The 18,973-nt window shown below is 31.0% G+C and carries 24 protein-coding genes; 11 read left to right on the top strand and 13 right to left on the bottom strand.

Going from position 1 to position 18,973, the window contains the following annotated elements; translation table 11 throughout:
• Positions 1-5: 5 nt before the first annotated feature.
• Both rsmI and QZ357_RS02230 read right to left on the bottom strand, forming a co-directional pair.
• Positions 6-830 (bottom strand): 16S rRNA (cytidine(1402)-2'-O)-methyltransferase, encoded by an 825-nt coding sequence (gene rsmI / locus QZ357_RS02235; RefSeq protein ID WP_290771323.1) that lies wholly within the window; start codon positions 828-830, stop codon positions 6-8.
• Positions 831-832: 2 nt separating this feature from the next.
• The gene (locus tag QZ357_RS02230; protein WP_290771648.1) at positions 833-2,113 is read right to left on the bottom strand and encodes an adenylosuccinate synthase; all 1,281 of its coding nucleotides are present in this window, start codon (positions 2,111-2,113) and stop codon (positions 833-835) included.
• A 191-nt stretch (positions 2,114-2,304) separates the two neighbouring features.
• Between QZ357_RS02230 and QZ357_RS02225 the strand changes: the two genes are divergently transcribed.
• Complete coding sequence (locus tag QZ357_RS02225; RefSeq protein ID WP_290771321.1) at positions 2,305-3,126, top strand: MBL fold metallo-hydrolase; 822 nt, start codon at positions 2,305-2,307, stop codon at positions 3,124-3,126.
• Positions 3,127-3,265: 139 nt separating this feature from the next.
• On the opposite strand, the gene QZ357_RS02220 is transcribed toward QZ357_RS02225, so the two are convergent.
• Entirely contained in the window at positions 3,266-5,185 is a 1,920-nt protein-coding gene (locus QZ357_RS02220; protein WP_290771319.1) for an ABC-F family ATP-binding cassette domain-containing protein, read from the bottom strand.
• A 7-nt stretch (positions 5,186-5,192) separates the two neighbouring features.
• Entirely contained in the window at positions 5,193-6,290 is a 1,098-nt protein-coding gene (locus QZ357_RS02215; protein WP_290771316.1) for an LCP family protein, read from the bottom strand.
• A 165-nt stretch (positions 6,291-6,455) separates the two neighbouring features.
• On the opposite strand from QZ357_RS02215, the gene QZ357_RS02210 reads away from it, so the two are divergent.
• The 6 genes from QZ357_RS02210 to QZ357_RS02185 are packed head-to-tail and all read left to right on the top strand — an operon-like array spanning position 6,456 to position 11,293.
• Complete coding sequence (locus QZ357_RS02210; protein ID WP_290771315.1) at positions 6,456-7,079, top strand: sugar transferase; 624 nt, start codon at positions 6,456-6,458, stop codon at positions 7,077-7,079.
• An 11-nt stretch (positions 7,080-7,090) separates the two neighbouring features.
• Positions 7,091-8,452 carry an HlyD family efflux transporter periplasmic adaptor subunit gene (locus tag QZ357_RS02205; RefSeq protein WP_290771312.1) on the top strand — a complete coding sequence of 454 codons (1,362 nt, stop codon included), beginning with the start codon at positions 7,091-7,093 and terminating at the stop codon, positions 8,450-8,452.
• Between the two features lie 10 nt (positions 8,453-8,462).
• Entirely contained in the window at positions 8,463-9,152 is a 690-nt protein-coding gene (locus QZ357_RS02200; RefSeq protein WP_290771310.1) for a YggS family pyridoxal phosphate-dependent enzyme, read from the top strand.
• A 1-nt stretch (position 9,153) separates the two neighbouring features.
• On the top strand, positions 9,154-9,627 hold the full coding sequence (locus tag QZ357_RS02195; RefSeq protein WP_290771308.1) for a cell division protein SepF: 474 nt from the start codon (positions 9,154-9,156) through the stop codon (positions 9,625-9,627).
• Positions 9,628-9,632: 5 nt separating this feature from the next.
• Positions 9,633-10,376 carry a YlmH/Sll1252 family protein gene (locus QZ357_RS02190; protein WP_290771306.1) on the top strand — a complete coding sequence of 248 codons (744 nt, stop codon included), beginning with the start codon at positions 9,633-9,635 and terminating at the stop codon, positions 10,374-10,376.
• A gap of 11 nt (positions 10,377-10,387) precedes the next feature.
• On the top strand, positions 10,388-11,293 hold the full coding sequence (locus tag QZ357_RS02185; RefSeq protein ID WP_290771304.1) for an RluA family pseudouridine synthase: 906 nt from the start codon (positions 10,388-10,390) through the stop codon (positions 11,291-11,293).
• 91 nt (positions 11,294-11,384) lie between these two features.
• On the opposite strand, the gene QZ357_RS02180 is transcribed toward QZ357_RS02185, so the two are convergent.
• From QZ357_RS02180 to spoIIIAA, 9 genes are all read right to left on the bottom strand, one after another.
• Complete coding sequence (locus tag QZ357_RS02180; RefSeq protein WP_290771302.1) at positions 11,385-11,555, bottom strand: toxin-antitoxin system protein; 171 nt, start codon at positions 11,553-11,555, stop codon at positions 11,385-11,387.
• Positions 11,556-11,713: 158 nt separating this feature from the next.
• Positions 11,714-12,349: a SpoIIIAH-like family protein gene (locus QZ357_RS02175; RefSeq protein WP_290771300.1), complete on the bottom strand. Its 636-nt coding sequence runs from the start codon at positions 12,347-12,349 to the stop codon at positions 11,714-11,716.
• A 12-nt stretch (positions 12,350-12,361) separates the two neighbouring features.
• Positions 12,362-12,928 carry a hypothetical protein gene (locus QZ357_RS02170; RefSeq protein WP_290771298.1) on the bottom strand — a complete coding sequence of 189 codons (567 nt, stop codon included), beginning with the start codon at positions 12,926-12,928 and terminating at the stop codon, positions 12,362-12,364.
• The gene (locus QZ357_RS02165) at positions 12,928-13,434 is read right to left on the bottom strand and encodes a stage III sporulation protein AF (RefSeq protein WP_290771296.1); all 507 of its coding nucleotides are present in this window, start codon (positions 13,432-13,434) and stop codon (positions 12,928-12,930) included. Before QZ357_RS02165 ends, QZ357_RS02170 begins: the two co-directional genes overlap by 1 nt.
• A gap of 5 nt (positions 13,435-13,439) precedes the next feature.
• Complete coding sequence (locus tag QZ357_RS02160; protein WP_290771294.1) at positions 13,440-14,594, bottom strand: stage III sporulation protein AE; 1,155 nt, start codon at positions 14,592-14,594, stop codon at positions 13,440-13,442.
• The gene (locus tag QZ357_RS02155; protein ID WP_290771292.1) at positions 14,591-14,974 is read right to left on the bottom strand and encodes a SpoIIIAC/SpoIIIAD family protein; all 384 of its coding nucleotides are present in this window, start codon (positions 14,972-14,974) and stop codon (positions 14,591-14,593) included. The genes QZ357_RS02160 and QZ357_RS02155 overlap by 4 nt, the downstream gene beginning before the upstream one ends.
• A 1-nt stretch (position 14,975) precedes the next feature.
• Entirely contained in the window at positions 14,976-15,173 is a 198-nt protein-coding gene (spoIIIAC, locus tag QZ357_RS02150; RefSeq protein WP_290771290.1) for a stage III sporulation protein AC, read from the bottom strand.
• Positions 15,174-15,184: 11 nt separating this feature from the next.
• On the bottom strand, positions 15,185-15,703 hold the full coding sequence (locus QZ357_RS02145) for a stage III sporulation protein AB (protein WP_290771287.1): 519 nt from the start codon (positions 15,701-15,703) through the stop codon (positions 15,185-15,187).
• On the bottom strand, positions 15,700-16,614 hold the full coding sequence (gene spoIIIAA / locus QZ357_RS02140; protein ID WP_290771285.1) for a stage III sporulation protein AA: 915 nt from the start codon (positions 16,612-16,614) through the stop codon (positions 15,700-15,702). The genes QZ357_RS02145 and spoIIIAA overlap by 4 nt, the downstream gene beginning before the upstream one ends.
• Positions 16,615-16,929: 315 nt before the next feature.
• On the opposite strand from spoIIIAA, the gene tsaE reads away from it, so the two are divergent.
• From tsaE to QZ357_RS02120, 4 genes are all read left to right on the top strand, one after another.
• Positions 16,930-17,397, top strand: a complete 468-nt coding sequence (gene tsaE / locus QZ357_RS02135; protein ID WP_290771283.1) for a tRNA (adenosine(37)-N6)-threonylcarbamoyltransferase complex ATPase subunit type 1 TsaE — start codon at positions 16,930-16,932, stop codon at positions 17,395-17,397.
• Positions 17,390-18,094: a tRNA (adenosine(37)-N6)-threonylcarbamoyltransferase complex dimerization subunit type 1 TsaB gene (gene tsaB / locus QZ357_RS02130; protein WP_290771281.1), complete on the top strand. Its 705-nt coding sequence runs from the start codon at positions 17,390-17,392 to the stop codon at positions 18,092-18,094. The genes tsaE and tsaB overlap by 8 nt, the downstream gene beginning before the upstream one ends.
• A 17-nt stretch (positions 18,095-18,111) precedes the next feature.
• Complete coding sequence (rimI, locus tag QZ357_RS02125; protein ID WP_290771279.1) at positions 18,112-18,570, top strand: ribosomal protein S18-alanine N-acetyltransferase; 459 nt, start codon at positions 18,112-18,114, stop codon at positions 18,568-18,570.
• A gap of 10 nt (positions 18,571-18,580) precedes the next feature.
• Positions 18,581-18,973: hypothetical protein (locus QZ357_RS02120; RefSeq protein ID WP_290771277.1), on the top strand; the 393-nt coding region annotated here is incomplete at its 3' end.

Raw genomic sequence — 18,973 nt, 5'->3', positions numbered from 1 at the left:
GGCTTTTATTTTTTCATTAAAAAATTATATAAATCTCGTTTGTTTATTTTGTTTTCTTTTGCAAGTTTTTTTATTGCTTCTTTCGGATTGTTGCCTTTTGATACTTCTTCGTCAAATATAGGTTTTATTTCTTCCATTGTGAGGAGTTCTTTTGTTTCTTTGTTTCCCTCCACCACTACCACAAATTCACCTTTTACTTCACTTTCATTTAACATTTCAAGCAGTTCTTTTGCTGTTCCTCTGTATGTTGTTTCATGAATTTTTGTTATTTCTTTTGAAATTGCAACTTTTCTGTTTCCCAAAACATTATTGATTGCTGTTAACAAATCTTCTAATTCATAAGGTGAAGAATAGAATATAAGAGTTTTATCCAAATCTTTTAACGTTTTTAGTTTTTCTTCTTTTTTACTGTTTTTTTTTGGTAGAAAACCTATGAATAAAAATTCTTCGCTACTAAATCCCGATAATATCAATGCAGGGAGAAGAGCATTTGCTCCAGGAACGACTGTAAATTTTATATTGTTCGCAATCAGTTCTTTTACAAGTATGCTTCCCGGGTCTGAAATTAAAGGTGTTCCAGCATCCGAAATAAGGGCAATTTTCTTATCTTCATTAAGTAAGGAAAGAATATAATTTATTCTTTCCTTTTCATTAAATTTGTGGTAACTTATTAACTTGTTTTTTATTTCAAAGTGGTTAAGAAGTTTGATAGAATGTCTTGTATCTTCGCAAAGAATTACATTGACTTCTTTTAAAACTTTAACCGCTCTGAAAGTCATATCTTCTAAGTTTCCTATTGGTGTGGAAACTATGTATACTTTATCATCCATAATTAAAAATATTGTTTTCTTACTATTGTATCTTCTCTGTCTGGACCTACTGAAACGATTCCGATAGGAACTTCACAAAGTTCTTCTACTCTGTTTACATATTTTTTCGCATTTTCCGGAAGATCTTCAAATTTTCTTACTTTTGAAATATCTTCATTCCAGCCTTCAAATTCTTCATATACAGGTTCACATTCTGAAAGAACGCTTAGTTCCGCAGGAAAATCTGTTATTATTTGGTCTTTGTATTTATATCCTACGCAGAGTTTGATTGTCTTCATTCCCGTAAGGGTATCTAATTTGGTAAAGACGATACTTGTTAACGAATTAACTCTTACTGCAAATTTTAAAATTACTGCATCAAGCCAACCGCATCTTCTCGGTCTTCCTGTTGTAGTTCCGTATTCATAACCTTTTTCTCTTAAATAATCTCCGTCTTCATCAAATAACTCTGTAGGGAATGGACCTTTTCCTACTCTTGTTGTATATGCTTTTGCTATACCGCATACGTCATCTATATAAGCAGGACCTATCCCCGAACCTATGCAGGCACCTGCGGCTGTAGGATGAGAAGACGTTACATACGGATATGTACCGAAGTCTATATCAAGAAGTGTTGCTTGAGCTCCTTCGAATAGAACTTTTTTGCCTTTTTTTATGTAGTCATATATTATGACTGTTGCATCGTCAACATATTTTCTTATTATGTCTGCACATTTGTTGTATTCTTCAAATATATCTTCGAATTTTAAAGCTTCTCCTCCGTAAACTTCAGTTATTTCTTTATTTACGCTTTCAAGGTTTATTTTTAGCTTTTCTTCGAATAATTTAGTATCTATAAGATCACATATTCTGATTCCGCTTCTCTTGATTTTATCCGTATAAGCGGGCCCGATACCTCTTTTTGTTGTTCCTATATCGTTTTTCCCGAGGGATTTTTCGATAAGTTCATCAAGTACTCTGTGATAAGGCATGATTACCTGTGCTCTTTTGTCTATGATTAATTTATCAAATTTAACACCTTGTTCTTCCAGTGTACTCATTTCTTTGACTAACCATGTAGGGTCTACTACCATACCGGCACCGATAATTGATGGTTTGTTTTGAATGACTCCTGAAGGGATAACGTGTAATTTATATGTAACACCATTTGCTATTACAGTGTGTCCGGCGTTGTTTCCGCCTGAACTTCTTACGACGATATCACATCTGTCCGTAAAGTAATCCGTTATTTTTCCTTTTCCTTCATCGCCCCATTGTGAGCCGACTACTACTAAATTTCCCATCATTAATACCTCCTAGTACTTTTTAACGACACTTTATTTTACCCCATTTGTATATTATAATCAATACTAAAATCCTTCTTTTATCCACTTTTAGTACCATTTTTCATGAATTTTCAGACTTTTTCTTGTAATATCGAAAGACTATAGGCACCGTTGTGGTATAATCATATAAATAAAAAGAGGTGGTAGGTATGAGAATAACTGTGTTAAATGAAAATACGGTTTATAAAAAGAGATTGCTTGGAGAACATGGACTTTCTTTTATAATAGAATATAAAGATAAAAAGTTACTTATGGATACGGGGCAGAGTGATGTATTTATAAAAAATGCCGAAACTTTAGGTGTTAATCTTGATGATTTAGACGGTATTATTATATCTCACGGTCATTATGATCATGGGGGAGGGCTTAAATATATTGGTTCACTGAAAAATATCCCATCGGTTTTTGTTAACAAAAAAGCTCTTATTTCAAAATACAGTACGAATTATAAGAATGGTAAATTTTATTTTAACGGTATTGATTATGACAGTGTTGATTGTATAAAGGATAATATTGTATATACAAAAGATACTGATGAAATATTTAAAGATATGTATTTAGTCAGTAATATTCCTTGCAGTGATAATAGTGAAAGAGTATCAAGCAGATTTTTTCTTAAGGATAATAATAGATTTATTCCCGATTTTATGAAGGATGAACAGGTATTTGTCATTGATACAAAGGATGGGCTTGCCTTATTTGCAGGTTGTGCCCATGTGGGGATTATGAATATAATTAATTATGTAAAAGAGATATTTTCCGGAAAGAGTATATATCTTCTGTTTGGAGGTATGCATTTAATAAATGTGGATGCCGGCAGAATTGAACAAACAACTGCATTCTTAAAAAAAGAGAATATAAGGTATATAATGCCTTGTCATTGTACGGGCTATACTGCTGCTGTTTATATGGCAAAAGAGCTTAAAGATAATTTTGTTTCTGTTGAATGCGGAAAAATATTAGAAATATAAATTTGTTAAAAGAAAGTAAAAAGTGTTAATGATTTTTTTGATGTTTCTTATTATGAATTTTTTTAAAAGCGATAGTTTTATCGCTTTTTTATTGTGTAAAAATATAATCGAATAAAAAAGCGGCAGAATCTGCCGCTTTTTAACTTTCATTTTCCATTAATATTTCGCTTACTTCCATCCATCGGTTTTCCTTTTCTTCCAAAAGAAGTTCTATTTCATTTAATCTATTTACGGTGTTTGATGCGATTACACTGTCTGAAAAGAAATCAGGGTCATTCATTTTGAGAGCTATTTCTTCTTTTTCTTCCTCGAGTTTTTCAATGCTTTTTTCAATGTCTTTAATTTCTTTTTCGTAAGCTTGCTTTTTATTGTTACTTAAAGATGTGTTTATGCTCTTTTTGCTATCTGTACTTTTTGATTTTTGTTCATTTGAAATTGTTGTTTTGGCACAAAGGGTTTCTTCTTTAGCCATTGCATAATCATAATTTCCGTCATAAATTCTTATATCATCTCCGGTTAAGTACATTATTTTATTGCAAATTTTATTTAGATAATATCTGTCATGAGAAACGCTGATGACAGCACCGTTATAATCAAGTAGTGCATCTTCCAATATCTCTTTTGTTTCGATATCCAAATGGTTTGTTGGTTCGTCCAGCATCAAAACATTGGATTCTTTCATCATAAGTTTTGCAATTGCCACACGGCTTTTTTCTCCTCCTGAAAGCATAGATATATTTTTGTTTATATCTTCTCCGGGAAAAAGCATACATCCGAGTATATTTCTTATTTTGTTGTCATCCGCTCCCGTTGATTTCCTTAATTCTTCTATTATTGTCAGGCTGTCATCCAAATCGTTGTGTTCTTGTTCGAAGTATAATATTTGACATTTGGGATTTTTCTTTATGAGTCCCTTGTCTTCTTTGAGCATACCTGTAATAAGTTTTAAAAATGTGGATTTGCCTGTTGCATTTCTTCCGCATATTCCAAGCCTATCAGTGCTTCCTATTGTTATATCGAAATCTTTAAATAATTTTTTTTCTTTAACATATCCAAATTCCAGCCCTTCAACCGTAATGGCTTTTTTGCTGATCATCGGGGTGTATGAAAACTTTATGTGAGAATTTTTTGCTTGGTAAGGAGACTCTGCTTTTTCTATTTTGTTGAGCATTTTTTCTCTGCTTCGGGCTCTTTTGACGGTTTTTTCCCTGTTAAATTGTTTTAGTGTTTTTATTACTTCTTCCTGTCTTTTTATTTCAGCTTGTTGTTTTTTATACGCATTTTCTTCGCTTATAATTCTTTGTTTTTTCTTGTAAACATAATCGGAATAGTTGCCGTTATAGGTATAACATTTTTTATTTTCTATTTCGATTATTTTATTTGTGAATTTGTCCAAAAAATATCTGTCATGGCTAACGACAATAACTGTGGATTTTATCGAATATAAGAAATTTTCCAACCAAGATATGCTTTGTGTGTCTAAATAGTTGGTAGGTTCGTCTAGGATGAGAACTTCCGGAGATGATACCAATAGTTTAGCAAGAGCTACTCTCATCTTTTGCCCTCCTGATAAGGTGGATATTTTCTTGTTAAAATCAGACTGTGTATACCCCAGTCCTTTTATAATGCCTACCATAAGGCTTTTGTATTTATATCCACCCATATCTTCAAATCGTGAAAGTAATTCATGATATTTTTCGTTTAGTTCTTTAAGTCTATCCTCATCTTTTTCATAATCCAGCATAATTGAGATTTGTTCTATTTCATTTTCTGCTTTTGTGTACTTCTCCGCACCTATAAGTACTTCCGAGTATATGTCATTATCACTTTTTAAATTTAAATTTTGTCTTAAAAAGCCGATTTTATTTTTATCAATTTTGGAAATGTATCCGTCATAATCACTATCGATTCCCATGATAATATTAAGTAAGGTGGTCTTGCCGGCTCCGTTTCTGCCGACAATGCCCACCTTATCTTTGTCACTTATCATAAGTGAATTAATAGTAAATAAATGTTCGCTTCCAAAACTTTTATTTAAACTATTTATATTTATTTGCATTTTTTTATTAATCACTCCTTGGGTCCTGTGAAAGTTGTTGTGTATCTATGTTAAATAAGTCTTTAACGAAAGTAACTCTCTCCGATTGATTTACTATCCAATAAGACACTCCTGAGAGATTTCCGAAATTTCCCGGAAGTGTGTATGATTGTAAGTTGTCTATATTGAAATCTTTAAATGATAATCCGAGAGATGCTATCTGTGCAAATTTTAAATCGGTCTCAACCATATCTTGAACCAAGTTATAAATTTGCGGTATTTGAGAAAAGCTTCCTTGCTTTTTAAATTCAGAGAAGATTGCTTTCATTATTTTTTGTTGTATTTGAACTCTTCCTATATCTCCGTCGACATATGCACGGTATCTGCTGTAGTAAAGAAGTTGGTCTCCGTTTAAAACCTGTCTTCCTTCTTTTATTTTTATGGTTGAGCGGTCATGACCGTTTTTTGCATATAAATTTTGATGTACATCTATTGTTACTCCACCCATTACATCGGCTATTTTAGGAAGTGCATCCATATCTATTCCCAAATAATAGTCAATTTGGATTCCACCCAGTACATCACTTACTGTATTTTTAAGATATTTTATGCCTTCGCTGAATACTTTGTCCGGATTTTTTTTGTCTGTTTCATTTAATCCTTGATTTGCGTAATAGAAGCATGAGTTTACTTTATCACGTCCTCCTGTGTTGTAAATATCAACCCTGCTGTCTCTTGGTATAGAAACCAACTTTATGGTTTTTTCTTTTGTGTTTATACTCGCCAGCATTATGGTATCAGGTCTGAATATAGTTGCGGTTTCGCTTCTTTTTTCGTTTTTATCTATACCGAATACCAATATATTCATTGTATCTTGAAGGGTTGCTGAATTGCTTAATTTTGTTTTGGTACTGAATCTGGTATATTTTTCACTTTGAAAAGGGTCGTTGTTTAGAACGTTGTATCCCAGAGATTTAGCAAGACCGAGTCCGCTTGAAGCAAATATGATAAGTACTGCCAATAATACGGTAACAATATTCTTTTTTCTGTTAGATCCTTTTTTTGATTTTCGATTTTTATTTCTTTTTAAAGATTTTTTGGGTTTTATTACTTTGTTTTGTTTCATCGTATTCTCCAAAAAAGTGTTTATAATTTTTTATTATAGCATAAAAATGAAATCAGACCATTATATTTTATAATTTTTATGGTTAAATAAGAAATATTTGTAAAAAGTATTAGAAAATGATATAATAAATAACTAAATTAAATTATTACTTTTAAAGGGAAAGCCATGAAAGAAGTAAGCAAAGAAGGAATAAGAAAATATAATAATACGATAATTATAAAGAGATTGATTGATATTATCTTTGCTCTTTTACTTAGCGTGGCTTTTATTGTACCTGCGGTTGTAATATCGATTATAATAAAACTTTCCGATGGAGGAAAAATATTTTTTGTGCAAGAAAGAATAGGAAGGCATGGGAAAAGCTTTAATATAATCAAATTTAGGACAATGAAAGAGGGTAGCGAGAAAGAAGAAGAGAAACTTTTGAAGAAATCAAGAAATGGATTTGTTCAAATTAAACAGGATCCTCGGGTTACTGAATTCGGGAAATTCTTAAGAAAGACGAGTTTTGATGAAATACCACAGCTTATAAATGTTTTAAGAGGGGATATGAGTCTTATTGGTCCCAGACCTTTTATTCCTATAGAAACGGATTTATTGGATGATTATGAAATGCAAAGGTGTATTGCATATCCGGGACTTACAGGACTTGCACAGTTAAAAGGTCGTTCAAAGCTTAATATTCATGATGTGGTAAAATTTGATTTGGAATATCTCGATAATTATTCTATTTTTTTGGATATAAAAATATTTTTATCTACGGTTTTTGTAGTACTAAAGGGTATATAAGAGGTTTATTAATGCAAAGAGACAAAAAAGATTTAAACAGAAACCATAGGGGAAATGTAAATAAACAGTATATAAAAAGAAGACGTAAAAAAAATTTTATAAGAAAAAGATATAAAGAGATTATAATTATATCTTCTATTTTGGTCTTTTTTTTATTTTCTGTTTTGCATACAGAAGATACCATAATACTTAATGCGCAAAAAAATATAACTAAGGAAACTGCCGAAAGTTATATTTTTACTAATTCGGAATATGTTGACCTTAAAGAAACGAAACCTATTAAATACACTGTAAAAGAAGGGCAGAAGGTCGGAGCGAACACTACTCTTTCCAAAAGTTATAAGATAAAGACAAATAAATATATAGATGACGCTATAGAAGTAATCGATTGGAGACTGAAAAATAAATCTTATGAAAACAGAGATGTTTTTTTTAAGGATTTAAGTAAGTTAGATGAAGATGTAAGAAAAACCGAAGAGAAATATAACAAGGCAAAAGCTTCAAATAACACATCGGGAATGAATAAATACAGCTCTTCTTTAACTAAGTTAAAAAATAAGCAAAAAATGATGCAAAAGTCCATGAAGTATATTTTTGCAGATGACGGGACTTTAAAAAAGATAAAAAAGGAACTAAAGAATAAAAGAAGTTCGTCAGACAAGGCGCTGACTATTTCAAATTTGAATTTTTCCTTTACGGGAAATATATTTTTCTCAAGAACGGGATATGAAGAAGTGTTGAATACGAATGTGATGTCTGCATTGAGTGATGATTATTTCGATTATTTAAAAGATTATAAGCCTCCGAGCACAAAGGATGATCAGTCTATAATTAAAATAGTGAGTAACCAATGTGCTTATGTATGTGCAGTTGTTGACAAAGATACATATATTGACGGTGAAAAAGAAGCAAAAAAATACAATAAATCTGTAAAAAAGAATCATGATTTAAAAACAGACGGTGAGTATTATGATTATTTGCTGACAAGAGTTGATATGCTTATTACATATCCTACAATAAAATTTGAAAACGGAGATGGTGTATTAGACGAGGGATATCTGATAAATACACTTGATTACAAAGAAGATAAAAAGATATTGGTGATATGTTTAAAGGATGAGTTTGATCATCTGATTAATGTCGATAAAACAAAGCTTAATATTTATACCAATGAAGTTACCGTGTATACAGTACCTAAAAAAGCAATAATAGAAGACGGTGATAAAAAATATGTATATGCTATTACAAGCGGAAATTTTAAAGAATTGGTAGAAGTAAAAGTATACGAAGAGGGATTTAAAGATGTTTTGTTAAAACCTAGTGAAAATCCGAACTTGACGAATAATATGGAGATAATATCAAATCCTGATTAGGAGGTAAAATATGTCAATAAAAAACAATTTGGACAATATTTTGAGTACAATTAGAGAAAGCCAAAATAAAAGTGAATTTGATGAGAATGTGCAATTGCTTGCCGTTACGAAGTTTAGAACAAATGAAGAAATTCAAGAAGTGATAGATTACGGTATAAAGAATTTGGGAGAGAATAAGGTAAAAGAGTTTTTAAACAAATATGAATTTTTTAAAAATCAAGATATAAACTGGCACTTTATAGGGCATTTGCAACGAAATAAGGTAAAGGATATCGTAGGTAAAGTAAGTCTTATTCATTCTGTTGACTCTATAAGGTTAATGGAGGAAATAGATAAACAAAGTTCAAAGAAGCAAGTTGTAACAAATATATTGATAGAATTTAATATATCAAAAGAAGAAAACAAATATGGATTTAATGAAGATGAGGTAGAAGAAGCTTTCTTAAAAGCCAAAGATTTTAAAAACATAAATGTTTTAGGGGTTATGTGTATGGCTCCTTTTATTGATGATAGGGAGATTTTGGTAAATGTGTTTAGAAAGTTAAGAAAAATTTATGATAATTGTAGAAAAACATATGATAAATATGATAATATAAACTTATCTATAATATCTATGGGGATGTCTAATGATTATGAGGTTGCCATAGAAGAAGGAAGTAATATTGTCCGTATAGGGACGAGTATATTTAAAGGAGAATAATATGGGATTTAATGATTTTATAGGTGAATTAGGTGAAAAAATCGTTGGAAAAGATGAATATTACGAAGACGAATATTATGAAGATGATGAATATTATGATGAAGAACCTAGAAAAGGACTTTTTGGGAAAAGATCGTCTGTAAGAAGTGAAAATGCACCTGTAGCCACTCACGCTGCTTCAACCGTTATGTTGGTTGAACCAAGAAATTTTAATGATGCACCTCTTGTGTGTGATAAATTAAAAGCGGGAATTACTGTTGTAGTAAATATGGATAAAGTTGAGAATGAAGATGCAAAGAAAATTTTTGACTTTTTAAGCGGTGCAGTTTATGTGCTTGCAGCGAGCATGAAAAGAATTGCACAAAATGTATTTATATTGGCTCCATATGGTGTTGAAGTTGAAACTCAGGAAAAACCCGGTGATACATATCATACAGAAACCCGCCAAAAAGATATTTGGGAGTATGAAGGATAGTTATTATGGGTGAATATGATATTTTTATATCAAGAATAGAAGATATGGCACTTTCGTCTGATAAAAAAGACGGAAGTGTCTTTTCTGGTTTTTTGGATCCTTCTGAGCAAATAATTGCAGGCAGAGAGATAGGACGATATAAGAATAAAGATTGCAGCTTTTTCGGGGGGCATGTATATACAGAAAGAAAAATGATGAGTATACATCCTGCGGATAAGCCGGTTAGAGATGAAGATTATCCCATAAAAGTTTTAAAGTCTAGTGGTGCTATTGATGTTCGTCACCAAGATGTACTCGGTTCGATACTTTCTTTGAGTATTGACAGAAGTAAAATCGGAGATATAAATATTTTGGAAGATCATATACAAATTTTTGTTTGTGATACTATAAGTGAATTTATTGTAAATGAGCTTACTAAAATAGGTGGGAAAAGTGTAAGCTTATGTGAATATGATATAGATAAGGCTGATATAGTCGAGCCTAAATTTAAAGAGCAAAATATAATTGTTCCGTCAATGAGGTTGGATGCGGTTGTGGGAAATATTTTTAAGCTTTCCCGAAATGAAGCAAATATGTTTGTAAAGGGCGGAAAGGTAAAAGTAAATCACAGTGTTGCATCAAAGCCCGCCATGGCTGTAAAATCAGGAGATATGATTTCTGTTAGAACTAAAGGAAGAGCTATTGTAGACAGTATCAATGGTCAGACAAAAAAAGGAAATACAAAGTTATTGGTAAAAAAATTTATTTAAGTAGGTTTTAAGTGGAAAAGAAAGAGTTTATCGTTAACGGTGAAAACGAAAATAAAAGATGTGATAAGTTTTTGGCCGAGAATCTTGAAGAGTTTTCTCGGGAGAGGTTGAAGAAACTTTTTAGGCAAGGTGAAGTTTTTATTAATAATGAAGTTGTAAAGGCATCAAATAAGCTACTTGCTGGAGATGTCGTTTCCCTTACTCTTCCAGATCCTGAGACGCTCGATATAAAAGCGGAAAATATCCCAATAAATATCGTTTATGAAGATGAAGATATTGTGATAGTTGATAAACCGCAGGGGATGGTTGTTCATCCTGCAAACGGGAATTATACATCGACTTTGGTAAATGCACTTATGTATCATGTAAAAGATTTATCTACCATAAACGGCGTTATACGCCCTGGTATAGTTCATAGGATAGATAAAGATACGTCGGGACTTTTGGTTGTAGCCAAAAACGATACCGCTCATAATCATTTGGCGAGGCAGTTTAAAGAGCATTCCATAAACAGAAGATATAAGACTTTGTGTCACGGAATAATTCATGAGGAAAAAGGTACTGTAGACGCACCCATAGGAAGGCATAAAGTGAAAAGAAAAGAAATGTGCGTTACTGAAATGAACTCAAAAAAAGCAGTAACTCATTTTGATGTGCTAAAAAGGTTTAACGGATATACATTTCTTGATGTCCATTTGGAAACGGGAAGGACTCATCAGATCAGAGTGCATTTGAGATATATATCGCATCCTGTGATAGGTGATAAGGTTTATGGTTATAATACAAAAATTGATAAGCCCTTTAAAGGACAGTTGCTTCATGCATATAAGCTTGGATTTATTCATCCCAGAACCAATGAATATATGGAATTTAACAGTGAGCTCCCGGGATATTTTAATACGTTGTTAAATAAATAATCTAAATTAAAAAGGAGCTATAAATGCTCCTTTTTAATTAGATTAAATGAAAATTTTAATATAACGGTAATGGTATTTTATTAACATTTATTTATTGTTTACTGACCTTTTTTCTTGTTTTTCTTTTGTCGATAAGATGTTTATTTAAAACTACATTAATATATTGAGAAAAAGACCTGTCATCTTTTTCGGCTAACTTTTTTATATCTTTAATAACTTGTTCATCCAACGTAATACTTACTTTTGCTTTGAGTGGTATCATTGTTCCCTCCTATTACATATAATTACGAATTATCATTATTGTAAATTAATTATACTACTAAAGTCTTTGAAATGCCTATAAATATGATAAAGTAATATATAATCGTATTTTGTCATATTATGTAGAAAAACATAAAAAAAGAGATAATCATCTCTTTTTTATATTTTATTATTTGAATTATCATCTTTTTGGGTTTCTTTATCTTTATTGTTGTCTGGAGTGTCCTTTATTTCTTCATTGTTTTTGCTGTTGCTGGTTGCTATTGTGATTTTTGATATTTCAATCTTACATTCTTTGTTGACTATATTTTGTATTTTTGAGGCGTCTGCAGGGCTTAAGTTTTCTGCGTCCACAATTACATTGGCATAACCTTCATGCACGATGACTATTGCGTCATCAAATCCTTTTGATTTTATTAAATTTTCCACAACCAATTCTGTTTCCGAAAGTTTTGATATTTTTACACTCTCTTCCACGGCTTCTTTCACTATTGCTTTATCTGCAGAGGAATCTTTTGCTATGTTTTGAAGGGCTTCTAAATTTTGGCTTCTTATTTTATCTCTGTTTAATCTGTATTCGCTGAAAAACTCCCCTGATAACTGTGCATTGCCGCTTAATACATCTTCTTCGCTTATATTTGAAACCAGGGTGGCATTGCCTGGTCCTTCACTGTCTATATTTGACACCGAAGATGCATCGGATTTGTAGAACACTGTATAATTGGCAATGCTTATAACCAATAAACAGGCCACAAGTCCTACTAGAATAGCATTTTTTTTCTTACTTTTATTCATTTTTATTTCTCCTTATATATTTTCTTTACTTGGTAAAACAACCACTTTATAACTAGGTAAGTCTAAAAGTGCTTCAACACTTTTGGTTATGTAATATTCAACCGTTTTATTATTTGCACCACTTGCAACTATTACAACACCGACAACTTCCGGATATTTATCTTTTGTTGTAAATGGACTTTCGCTGGAACCTTCTCTGACCATTACGGCATCTTTGGAGGAATTTGTGTTGTCGTTTGATTCTGCATTATCGTTGGAGGAGGTGCTTGTGGAGTTGCTTTCGTTATAGGCAATATTTTTTTCGATATCTCCGTCCAGAGTTACTGTTACTTTTACATTCCCAACTCCTTTTACTTCTTTTAATGTATCTTCAATACTTTTTTCCAATTCGATTTTATATTCTGAGGAAGAAATCATGTTGACGCTTTTTTCACTTTCATTGTTTTTATCCGATGAAAATAAGGATGAGCAGAAGATTAGAAATAATCCGGTCAGCAACAATAAAATTAATATGTATTTGTTTTTATCGTCGCTTTTAATAAAATTATTAAATATATCATTAATTTTATTTTTATTCATTATGTAACACTTCCTGTCTTAATATTTATATTCTTTATATCTACAAGATATGTTTTGCTTATATAATTTTTAATTTTATTTTTTTTTCTTGAATCGTCTTTATTTATAATAATGTCAATATTTGTTATGTCACCGTAATTTTCTTTGTTACTGTCTTTTAACAGGGAAACCTTAACTTTGTTTTTTGTATAGTATTTTTTTTCTATTATTGAAGAAATATTATTTTCTATTTTCAGTTTGTAATTTTCTATTATTAACTCTTCTGTATTGATTTTTCCTTCATTTATTTGTGTCTCAAATTCATCTATTCGTATGTAGTTGTCGTTAAGTATTTTAGAAAATTTTCCGTCTTTTATTACAGTGAGTATCGGAGAAAAAATTGATATAACCAAAAGCAGCGATATAAAAAATTTTATATATTTATCGTATTCTTTAGATGGTGAAAGCATTCTGAGTATACTTATAATCATAATCAAATATAAAAAGTTTTTTGCCATATCACTCATAAAAGTTAACCTCCTATCATTGCAATGATACCTATGAGCATAATGAACAATACCGCAACCATCAGAAAACATCCAAACAGTAGACTGAGAAAAGAGGATGCATCATTTAGTGCTTTGCTCACTCTGCTGTCGGTTAAGGGCTGTGAAAGGAATGCAGATATTTTTAGAGTGACAATTGAGCATATCATATGCATAAATGGGATTATAAGCAATGATATAAGTATCAAAACACCTATAAGCCCCACAGAGTTTTTTATTACTTTGATAAATCCTATGACAGTATCGGTACTGTCTGATATTAGGGAACCCAATACCGGGACTAATTTGCTTACCGCAAACTTAGCGGTCTTTAAAGAAAGGCTGTCCAGTGATGCAAACAAACTTCCTTGAATGCTTAATATTCCTATAAACAAGCATGAGAATATTCCCATTATAAAGAGTACACTTTGCTTTATGAATGATACCAAATATGAGATATTTATGTCAGCCAGCAGATTGTCAATAATGCTTAATATAAAACCAAAGCTTAGTGTTGGAATTATAAAATATGTCATTGCCGATGCAAACAGGTTGATTATAAATACCAGACTTACACTTATGATATTTCCCGAAAAAATATTACCGCTTAAGTTCAGAAGTATTATTATGATGGGCAAAAGAACATTCATAAATCCTGTAATGGCTTTTACCAAAGAATATGCTATAGTCACAGTGTTAAAGAAAGTCTTGATGATGGCAGCTACAAGTACCAAATAAATCCCAAAGAATGCAATCTCACTTATTTCTTTATTCATAAAGGAAGTGTTCAGCAGATTTATCATGCTTAAAAATACGGATAAGGCAATAAAGGTAGTGAGTATGGATAAGCTTTCTTTTAGTGTAAGGAAAAACATATCTTTTACGGTATTTATAAAATCATGGTAATCGAATGAGTAATTGCCGCTTACTACATCATGTATAAAGTTTTTAATATTGTTATAGTTAAATAAATCATAAAATTTATTGTCATTGGTATATAAATCCAATTTATATATTTGGCTTTTTTCATATATACTGTCTGTAATCGCGGAGTAATCTTCATCATTGTTTTCGCCGTAAATAATAGTACAAGGCAGTGTAATAATCAGGATAAATGTAAATATTATTATCGTTTTTTTCATAATACTTCCTCTATATATGAAAATAGGCTTATGATTAACGGAAGTGAAAAATATATAATCATTATTTTGGCAAAGAAACTGATTTTGGTACTTAGTGTTTTATTCCCGGCATCCAAGCATAGCTCGCTTGCAAATTGTCCTATATACGAGGTTGCAATAATTTTGAATATTGCTTTAATATTTAGCATGTCCATATTTGCTTTAAGTGAGTAGGTATTAATGACATCTATTACTCCATATAGATATTTTATTGCAAAAGATAAAATTATAATTCCTGCTATGATTGAAATAAATATTGCATATTCTTTATTGTCTTTTATAAAAAATAAACTTATGACGGTACCTAAAATACCGATTATTGCAATTTTAATAATATCCATATCAATAAAGTCCAAACATTGTTTTTACCGTAGAGAAAAATTCGTTAACCATGTTTACAACGAGCATTAAAACCACTATAATTCCGGCAAGTGCTACCATTGTTGCCATATCTTCTCTGTCGCTTTTTTTCAAGATTATGCTCAGTACCGCTACAATGAATCCTATTCCCGCAATTTTAAAAATAATATCAATCTGCATTTAAATTCTCCTTATATAAATATAATTACTAAAAAACTTCCGAATAACACCCCCATTTTTTCATATAATGAAACTTTTGTTTCTTTATCTTCTTTAGCTTTTTTTATTTTATCTTCAAGGGAAGTTTGTGCTAAAGTAAGCTGCTTAATCATTCTGTTTTTATCGTTTAAAGAAAGGCTTACTCCTATGTTTTCCAGAATGATTTTTTCTTCTAAAGTAATATTGAGTTTATGGTGGTTTAAGTTTTCAAACCATATCAAAGAAAAATCATTTACGTCTTTTTTATCCATATCCTTATTAACTCCAATCAGAAAATCGTGATATTGGGTTTTTGTTGTTTTTATTGCTTCTTTGATTAAAAATTTAACATCATATAAGCCAATGTTTATGCTTATTATGAAATCATTTAAAACTTTGTTTATTTCTTCAAGTTCAACAAGCTTGCTTTTTATTTTTCCAGTTATTTGTCGTGAAAATAATATACTGAACCCAAATAGACAGGATATCCCAATAAATTTTGTATACATCATATCAACCTTTCCAAATTTTCATTGTATATTTCTTTAATACTTCTTCTTCCGTTCGTATTGTCAAGAAAAATATATCTGTTAAAAATCTTCTTTTTGAATAATGGAATAAAAGAATCTTTTTTCAATATTTCTTTCATATTGTTGCCATGAGCGGAGGCAATAACCTTTACCCCGCTTAAAACGGAGTTTTCCAATGCCGTTACATCTTCAGTCTTTCCGATTTCGTCTGTTATGATTACTTCGGGTGACATGGATCTTAACAGCATATTCATGCCTGTGCTTTTATCTATTCCTTCCAAAACATCGGTTTTTTCTCCTATGTTTAGTCTGCTTATACCTTCGTGCATACTGGCAATTTCTTTTCTTTCATCTACTATACAAACTCTTTTTCCGGTAAAGTTCGACTTATTTGTGGAAATTTCCCTGGAAATATCTCTCAGCAATGTGGTTTTCCCGACTTTGGGCGGAGATATAATCAGAGTGTTTTTTATCTCGTTTTTTTCTATTATGTATTTAATTACTATATTGCTTATTCCAATAAGTTCTCTTGCAATTCTTATGTTTAATGAATTTATATATCTAAGACCTAGTATTTTCCCGTTTTCAGATATTATGCTTCCGCTAAATCCTATTCTGTGTCCTCCGTCTACAGTTAAGAATCCTCTTATAATATTGTCTTCATTTGCGTAAAAAGAATAGTTTGTTGCAAGGTTTAATATTCCGTCTATGTCTTTTCTTGTGATATTGTAATTTATAAGTAAGTCGTTTTTGCTTCCGATTAAATGTATGTTTTTTTGAAGTCGTAGCCTGATCTCTTCTATATCTTCATTAAAGTTTGAAACTTCTATGGCTTCAAGTACTTTTGGGGGAAGAATATTTGTTATTTCTTTAGGTATGTTTAAAGTATTCATGAAACTTGTCCTTTAACTTTAATTTACTTATACTATACTTTTTTGAAATGTCGTATTTGAGAAAAGAGGGTTGTTTACTTTAAGTTTTTTTATTTTTATTGAAATGGGGAATATCGTCTTTCTTATAAACGGACTATAGTTTTTGGATTTGGATGGAGCAGTTTAGTGTAAATAAATTATTTTGTTGAGAAATTAAAGCGTTTTATTGTAAGAGTAAGAATATAGCGATAAGTTAAAAAACATCATAAAATATTTATTAATATAATTTTTTTTGTTATAATATAATTTAAGTTTAAATTAAGATAGGTATATTTTATGAAAATAATAACTAAAAGTGATATTGAAACCATTGAGCTTGGTAAATATATTGGAGCGTTGTTAAATGATAATACGGCTGTGTATTTGATTGGGGATATGGCAAGCGGTAAGACTCAACTGAGCCGAGGTGTTGCGGAAAGTTTAGGACTCTTGGAAGAATTTTCCTCACCTACATATACTATAATTAATGAATATAAAAATGATAGCGATGTACTGTATCATATGGATGCTTACAGAATAGAAGATATCAGTGAGCTTGATTATATCGGGTTTTATGATATATATAAAAATGAAAAAATTATTATTGAATGGGCAGATATGATTATGTCTGAACTGGAAAACTTTGGACTTTGGGTTGAGATAAAAAAATCCGACAGTGATTTTAATTTAAGACATATTACCGTTAAATCTTTTGATAAACAGACTGATTTGATTTTGAAAAAATTGGAGGAAATGTATGAGTAGAATACTGGCAATAGATACTTCGACGATTGCCGCAAGTGTTGCTATAACGGAAGAGAATAAAATATTGGGGGAAGAGTATACGGCATATAAGTTAAAACATTCTGAAAAACTTCTTCCTCTAGTAAATCATTTACTTGAAGATGTGAGATTGACTTTAAATGATATAGATTATTTTGCAGTGGGATCCGGACCTGGGTCTTTTACAGGGCTTAGAATTGCCGCATCTACTTTAAAAGCTTTTGCTCATGCTTTGCAAAAACCAATCATATCGGTTTCTTCTTTGTTTGCATGTGCAAAAAATCTGGAATATGCGGATGATATTATTTGTGTTATTTTTGATGCGCAAAGAAGGGATACTTACTTTAATTTGTTTAAAAAAGAGGATGGTTGTTTGAGACCTTTATATGATGATATGATAAAAAATATTGATGAGGTAATAGATGATGTGTCAAAGTATGACAGGGTTCTATTCGCAGGGGATGGAATATTTAAGTATAAGGATATAATTTGTGAAAATCTCGGTAACAAAGCATTATTTGCAAATAGTTATAACTATCTTCCAAAGGCCAGCGGAGTATCGTTGATAGCTAAGTCTTATATTGAAGAAGGTATAAACATATATTCTTACGATAATTATTTGCCGAATTATATCAGGCCTTCAGCGGCAGAAGAACAAAGAATGAAGAATAGTTTGTAACGGATGAAAGAGATATTATGAGTATTACTATAAGAGAAGCGGTTATAACGGATGTTGAGGATATTATCGAGTTTGAAAAGGGCTGTTTTTCTCATCCCTGGGGAGATCAATCCATATTTGCCGAGTTGATAAATGATAAAAGTTTTTATATTATTTTTTATGATGGCGATGAAGTAATTGCCTTTGGAGGTTATCAAAATGTTGTCGGGCAAGGGCATATTACGACTATGGGAGTAAAGGAAGACAGGAGAGGACTTGGTTACGGTAAAAAGTTGCTTGATTTGATAATAAGACATGCACTGAAAAAAGGCATTACTGATATGACTTTAGAGGTCAGGGAATCAAATCAGACGGCAATAAACATGTATAAAAGCTTGGGATTTAAAACATATGGTAAAAGAAAAAATTACTATGAGGATAATAAAGAAGATGCATATATAATGTGGAGATTTGAGGAAGAGGAGAAGTTTTTCTAGAGAGGGCATAATGAAAAGAAATATAAGAAATAAATTTAAAACAGTTTTTGTTGTTTTGATGTTGTTATTTGCTGTTCCGGTATTTGTTTTTGCGAGCAATGCTGTAAGCAATAATGAGCTTAAACCCAACACAAAAGGCAGTGCGTTTACTTTAAGTAAAAAAGATACATACGATAAATCCATATTTATGTCAACATATACATTAATAGAAAATGAAGGTAAGATAAATGGGAACATTGTATCATTAAGCACGTCTATAAGTAATAAAGGAAATATATCAGGGTACATAATAGGATTTTCGCCAAGTCTTACAAATAACGGCGTTGTTGAAAAAAGCATAGTAGGTTTTTATAACAATATGTATTTAAACAATTCTATTTTAAAAAGAGATTTGATTGTGTAC

Origin of the sequence: Anaerofustis sp., assembly GCF_019420015.1 — a bacterium.
Taxonomy (GTDB): domain Bacteria; phylum Bacillota; class Clostridia; order Eubacteriales; family Anaerofustaceae; genus Anaerofustis.
Note: the sequence above shows the minus strand (reverse complement) of the source record. Positions and strands in the feature narration are given on the sequence as shown.